This window comes from Pseudomonas sp. TE12234 (assembly GCF_054061835.1).
Map to the genome: position 1 here is coordinate 264,096 of NZ_JBSSEP010000007.1, position 6,238 is coordinate 270,333.

General features: G+C 61.0%; 5 protein-coding genes. 4 read left to right on the forward strand and 1 reads right to left on the reverse strand.

All coding sequences use genetic code 11. From position 1 onward, the window contains the following. The first annotated feature begins 26 nt into the window (after nucleotides 1-26). The 4 genes from ACVWYU_RS14115 to lapD all read left to right on the forward strand — a co-directional run bounded on the left by ACVWYU_RS14115 (nucleotide 27) and on the right by lapD (nucleotide 3,809). A complete protein-coding gene (locus ACVWYU_RS14115; protein WP_034146211.1) occupies nucleotides 27-614 on the forward strand; it encodes a UPF0149 family protein in 588 nt (195 codons plus the stop codon). A 10-nt stretch (nucleotides 615-624) separates the two neighbouring features. Beyond that, a complete protein-coding gene (locus tag ACVWYU_RS14120) occupies nucleotides 625-1,020 on the forward strand; it encodes a YbaN family protein (RefSeq protein WP_247257660.1) in 396 nt (131 codons plus the stop codon). A 118-nt stretch (nucleotides 1,021-1,138) separates the two neighbouring features. Further along, nucleotides 1,139-1,846 carry a cysteine protease LapG gene (gene lapG / locus ACVWYU_RS14125; RefSeq protein ID WP_247257659.1) on the forward strand — a complete coding sequence of 236 codons (708 nt, stop codon included), beginning with the start codon at nucleotides 1,139-1,141 and terminating at the stop codon, nucleotides 1,844-1,846. A 22-nt stretch (nucleotides 1,847-1,868) separates the two neighbouring features. After that, nucleotides 1,869-3,809 (forward strand): cyclic di-GMP receptor LapD, encoded by a 1,941-nt coding sequence (gene lapD, locus ACVWYU_RS14130; RefSeq protein WP_457372925.1) that lies wholly within the window; start codon nucleotides 1,869-1,871, stop codon nucleotides 3,807-3,809. 96 nt (nucleotides 3,810-3,905) lie between these two features. On the opposite strand, the gene ACVWYU_RS14135 is transcribed toward lapD, so the two are convergent. Further along, on the reverse strand, nucleotides 3,906-6,238 hold a 2,333-nt coding region (locus ACVWYU_RS14135; protein ID WP_457372926.1), incomplete at its 5' end, for a type I secretion C-terminal target domain-containing protein.

Consider the following 6,238-nt stretch of genomic DNA (forward strand, 5'->3'; position numbering starts at 1 on the left):
TGTTAATTCCCCAAGGTAGTCCTTTAATGTCCTTCGCTGAGCAACTAACCCGCCTGCAAGTCTTCCTCGACGCCGATGAACTGCATGACGAGGCGCTGGACTACGTGGCCGCCCACGGCTACCTCACCGCCCTGTCGATCTGTTCCGAAGTGGTGCCGGATCGTGAGTGGATCGACGCCCTCTTCGCCGAAGAGCCGCATTACGCCGACGACACCGAGCGTGAAGCGATCGAATCGACGTTGCTGGCCCTCAAGGCCCACATCGCCCGTCAACTGGCTTCCGATGAGGAGTTCGAGTTGCCGTGCGACCTGGACCTGGGCGAAGACCCGGACGATTCCGATCTGCGCGGCTGGTGCATCGGTTTCATGGAAGGTGTATTCCTGCGCGAAGAAGCCTGGTTCGAAACCGCCGAAGATGAAGTCAGCGAAATGCTGCTGCCGATCATGGTCGGTTCGGGCCTGTTCGACGAGCAACCGGAGTTCTCCGACATCGCCGCCGACGCCAACCTGATGGACGACATGATCGTGCAGATCCCGGAAGCCCTGACCGCGCTGTACCTGCTGTGCAACGCGCCAGACGAAAAACCGGCGATCCTCAAGCCACGTCACCACTAAGGTTCTGCCTATGGACGCCCCCATAGGCAACCGCCCCCTGATGTTGCGCTACGTGCTGCTGGCCATCGGCTGGCTCAGCGTAGCGCTGGGGGTAATCGGGATTTTCCTGCCGGTATTGCCCACCACGCCCTTCCTGCTGCTGGCGGCCGCCTGCTTCGCCCGCAGCTCGCCGCGATTTTATCGATGGCTGGTGGAGCACCGGCACCTTGGGCCCTGGATTCGCGACTACCTCGATGGCAATGGCATTCCGCTCAAGGGCAAGGTCTACGCCATCGGTCTGATGTGGGTAAGCATTCTGTTCTCCTGCTATCTGGTGCCGCTGCCATGGGCACGCGGCTTCATGCTGACCAGCGCGGTGCTGGTGACGATCTATATCCTTCGCCAGAAAACCCTGCACAAACCCTGAACCTCCGTGGGTCCCTTGCCACTCAGGCAGTCCTGCGTGACACCTTCGTCCGACGATCTGCCCCTCTTCGTCGCAAACACCACCTAGACTTCAACACTCAGCACACGAGCAGCCGGACATGTCCCGCAGCCAGCGAAGTCCAGGATGGCCAGCGTTCCGACTTCGGATCGGCGGACGACTGCTGTTGGCGTTTTTTCTACTGATCGGGCTCAGCAGTGCCTGGGCCTATTGGGATTTTGCGCAGATTCTGCAAACCGTCGAACAGCGCTATGGCCCCCTCGGCGTTGAAGAGGGACGTATCGTGGCCTGGAGTCAAATGCTCCAGGGCGAACGCAACGCGCCTGAGCGCGAACAGCTCAATGTGGTCAATCGCTTCTTCAATCAACAACTGAGCTTTCAGTCTGACAGCCGCATCTGGCATCAGACTGATTACTGGGCCACGCCGGTCGAATCCCTTATCAAGGGCGCCGCCGACTGCGAGGACTACGCACTGGCGAAGTATTTCAGCCTGCGCCAACTCGGCATTCCCAGCGAGAAACTGCGCATTACCTACGTCAAGGCGCTGACCCAGAACCAGGCGCATATGGTGCTGACCTTCTACAGCAACCCTGCCGCCGACCCGCTGGTGCTGGATAACCTGATCGGTGACATCCGCCCCGCTTCCCAACGCAAAGACTTGTTGCCGGTGTATGCCTTCAATGCCGAAGGCCTGTACCTGCCCGGTGCCAATGGCGGCAATCGCAGCAGCGACTCGAAAAAACTGTCGCGCTGGCAAGACGTACTGAAAAAGATGCAGGCCGAAGGGTTCGCCGTGGGCAACGGTTAACGGCCAGAGCAAGGAGCGTTCGATGAAACTGCGCAACCAATTGTTTCTCGCCATCTGCCTGTTCCTGCTGGTGGCATTCAGTGGCAGTTTTTTTGTCAGCCTTGAAAGCTCCCGCGAGCAGATGCTCGGTCAACTGCGTTCCCACGCCCAGGACGCGGCCACTGCATTGGGTTTGTCGCTCACAGCACAAATCGATGATCCAGCCATGATGGAGCTGATGGTCAGTTCGATTTTCGACAGCGGCTACTTCAGTAGCATTCGCGTTGTCGATGTCCAGAATCAGCAGGTGCTGGTAGAGCGCAACTTTGCGGGGAGCATCGAGGGCGTGCCGGGGTGGTTCGTCAACCTGGTGAACCTGCGTGTCCAGGGGGGCGACGCGCTGATCATGCGCGGCTGGGAGCAAGCGGCGCGGGTGGAAGTATTAAGCAATCCGCAGTTCGCCCTGGCCAAACTCTGGGACAGTACCCTCGGCAGCCTGATCTGGCTGATGGTGTGCGGACTGCTCAGCGCGGTCTTCGGTGGCTGGCTGTTGCGTCGGCAATTTCGCCCGCTGGACACCTTGGTCAAACAGGCCGAAGCCATCAGCAAGCGTGAGTTCCTGAGCCTGCCGAAATTGCCACGCACCCCGGAATTGAAACGCGTGGTGTTGGCCATGAACCAGATGGTCGAGAAACTCAAGGCCTTGTTCGCCGAAGAAGTCGAACGCAGTGAAAAACTACGAAGCGAGTCCTATCAGGACAGCCTGACCGGGCTGGCCAATCGTCGTTTGCTGGATGAACAACTGGCCGATTATTTACTGGTCGATGAACAAAACAGTGACGGCCATTTGCTGACGCTGCAGATCAACGATCTGGTGGGACTCAACCAACGTCGTGGCGGGCAACGCACCGATGCATTGATCAGCGCGGTGGGCGAATTGCTCAAGCGCTTGACCCGATTGCCCGAGCGGCGGGCCTGGCTGGCGGCTCGCAACCGTGGCGGCGAATTCAGCCTGCTGATGCCGGGCCTGAACACCGAAGACGCCGAGCGTTTGGCGACCGAGATCAGCACCACCCTGGAAAACCTGCGCCTGACAGGCGCCAGCGATTGCACGCCCGTCGCCCACTTGGCAATTGTCGCCTATCACCCCGGTGAGCCAGCCAGCGACGTGCTACTGCGCCTGGACCATGCACTGACTCAAGCCCGGCAACGCCCCGAATGCCCCTGGGTGATGCTGGGCCACCACGAGACCGTACCGAATCAGCCTCAACATGACTGGCGTACCTGGCTCGACGACGCCCTGACCGAAGGCAAACTACAACTGTATTTTCAGCCGGTGGTGCAATGCGCTGACACCAGTCAGGTGCTGCACCACAAAGTCCTGGCGCGCCTGATCGACCCGCAGGGCGAAGCGATTGCCGCCGGGCATTTTCTGCCGTGGATCGAGCGACTGGGCTGGTCGTCACGCTTCGATCTGGCGATGCTCGACGCCACACTCGAATATCTCGCCGCCAACCGTTGGCCACTGGCACTGAGCTTGTCCGGCAGTACTCTGCGCGACCCGGTGCAACTGCGACTGATCCTCGACATGCTCGAATCGCTGCCGGACCTGTCTCCGCTGCTGACCCTGGAAATCGACGAATGCCAACTGCCCCCTGCGGACGAACTGCAACGGCTGAGCCACAGTGTGCTCAACACCGGTTACCGCATCGGCCTGCAGCATTTTGGCGGCAGCTTCAGCCAGATCGGTAACCTGACGCAGCTTGGCCTGGCTTACTTGAAAATCGATGGGGCCTACATCAGGCACATCGATGAGCAGCGAGACAAACGGCTGTTCATCGAAGCAATCTTCAGGGCCACCAACAGCATCGATTTGCCGTTGATTGCAGAGATGGTCGAGACCCGGGGTGAACTGGAAACGATCAAGGAACTGGGGGTGTTTGGTGTGATGGGAAGACTGATCGGGCCGCCAGAGCCGATGTGAGGCCAGCAAGATCAACAGATCGCCGCCTTCGGCAGTTCCTGCAGGGTCTGCGCGACCCAGGTAAGGAGCTGCCGGAGGCGGCGATCTTATTTCAGATCAAACGGTATCCACCTTCAACGAATGATCATTGAGCATCCCGTTGATGATGGTCGCCGTATCCGCCCCGGTAATCACCCCGCCCGCCCCCGGCGTCACCCCGTAATGGCTGGCCAGGTTGACGCCTGCCAGATCGATGGTCTGGTTCGGCGCCGCGCCGGCCAATGCACTGACGTCGATGCTGGTCACCACCGACGCGCCACTGCCATTGACGGTGAAGTGCAGATAGTTATCCAGCGATGCCGCCGTGTTGGTTTCGCCTTGCAGCAGTTGCGACAGGTCCAGTTTGTCAGTGCCCGGTGCGAAGTCGGTGATCACGTCGTGGCCACTATTGCCCTTGAGCCACTCGAAGGTATCGGCACCACTGCCGCCGGTGAGGGTGTTGTTGCCCAGACCGCCGATCAGAATGTCATCGCCGCCCCCGCCGTTGAGCACGTCGTTGCCCAGGCCGCCGTTGATGATGTTGTTGTTATTGTCACCGGTGAGGGTGTCGTTGTAGTTCGAGCCCGTCAGGTTTTCGATACCGGTCAGGGTATCGATGCCTGCACCCAGGGTGTCTTGCGCACCGAGCAGGCTCAGGTTGACCGTGACCCCGGCCGTGGCGTGGGCGTAGCTGGCGGTATCGTTGCCAATGCCACCGTCGAGCAGATCATTGCCCGGACCGCTGTAGAGCAAGTCGTTGCCGGCGCCGCCGTGCAACTCGTTATTGCCGGTGCCTGCGGTGAGGATGTCATTGCCGTCACCGCCATTGAGGATATTGTCGCCATTGCCCGCCACCAGCGTGTCATTGCCTGCGGTCCCGGTGAGGATGTGACTGTCCTGGTAGCTGATGGTCAGGTTGGCGCTGTCGCTGCCGCCATGGCTGTCGCTGGCGGTGTAGGCGCCATGGTAATCCGGCGCTATGTCATGGGCACCGGCGTAATTGACGGTCATGGTCAGCTGGTAGTCTTCCGCCCCGTTGGAGTTGCTGCCACTGGTGTTGGTGATGTTGGTGATGTGGATCTGGTAGGTCGCATCCGACGTTGCTGTCAGGGTTTGCCCGTCCGCAAGGGCAATCCAGGCTCCGCCGTCGACCGAATATTCCATGGCCACATGGCCGGCTGCCAGGTTGTGGTCCAGGTTGAGGGTTTCGCCCTGCTTCAGGTTGACGGTGATGCGATCCTCATCATTGGCGTGGGCATTGGTCACCGCACCGAGGAAACCGCTGACCACCAGCACCGCCGTCATGGTCGCGGCATTGGCCGAGAAGGCACTGCGCACGTCGCACAGGTTCTGGTTCTCGGTGTTGTTGGGGTTGGTACCCTTGAAGTTGATCGCGCCAGTGCCGGTGAAGTCCGCTGCCTTGGAGATCCAGCCGGTGTTGAAGGTCGTCGGCGACACCGTGAGCGGATCGCCATTGGCGGCAGTGTCGTTGGCCAACAGCAACTCGCCCGGCAACGTCACACTGCCCGACAGCACGTTGGTGATGACGTGATCATCGACTGCCACGACATTCCCGTCGTTATTGCTGACCGCCTGGATACAGCTGTTGTGCACGTCGATGGTGATGGTGGTGGTGCTTTGATCGCCATCACCGTCGCGCAGGGTGTAGGTGAAGGTGTCGGTCGCACCGGGGCCATTCACGCTGTTGGGGTAGCTGTGGTATTCGGCGTTGCCGTGGGCATCGAGGGTCAGGTAGCCGTAGGTGCCGTTGATCTGGCTGTTGAGGCCGCCGACCACCGGGGTCGAGGTGTCCGAACCGGCGCGCACGCCGACCACACCGCCACCGACGGCCGGGCCGTCGGCACCGCCGACGTCGTTTGCCAGCACGTTGCCAGTGATCACGCCGCCCTCACCGACTGAGGCCACATCGGCGTTGGCCTTCGGTACGTCGTCGACGATGTTGACCACGATGGTGCTGGTGGCCACGTTCCCCAGGGAGTCGGTGGCGTGGTAGGTGAAGGTTTCGGTCACCGTGTTCGGACCGTCGTTGGCCTGCGGCGTGGTGTGCGCCGGGTTGGTCAGGGTGTAGGTGTAGGTGCCGTCGGGGTTGAGCTGGATCAGCCCGAAGTTGCCCTGGGCGCTGCCGACCAGGCTGTAGGTGAGCGCACCGCTGCCGCCGGTGACCGAGCCGACCAGGGTGCCGCTGGCGGTCTCGCCGGTGTTGCCCGGCTCGCTGCCGGTGGCGTACCCGCCGCTCAGGTCCTGGCCGTCCTTGGTGAAGTCGAGGGCTTTTTCAAACACGGTCACGTCGTTGTCGCTGACCGCCTGGATACAGCTGTTGTGCACGTCGATGGTGATGGTGGTGGTGCTTTGATCGCCATCACCGTCGCGCAGGGTGTAGGTGAAGGTGT

Bases quoted from the DNA above. Each gene is read 5' to 3' on its own strand.
- ACVWYU_RS14115 (WP_034146211.1), top strand. From the start codon at position 27: ATGTCCTTCGCTGAGCAACTAACCCGCCTGCAAGTCTTCCTCGACGCC.
- ACVWYU_RS14120 (WP_247257660.1), top strand. From the start codon at position 625: ATGGACGCCCCCATAGGCAACCGCCCCCTGATGTTGCGCTACGTGCTG.
- lapG (WP_247257659.1), top strand. From the start codon at position 1,139: ATGTCCCGCAGCCAGCGAAGTCCAGGATGGCCAGCGTTCCGACTTCGG.
- lapD (WP_457372925.1), top strand. From the start codon at position 1,869: ATGAAACTGCGCAACCAATTGTTTCTCGCCATCTGCCTGTTCCTGCTG.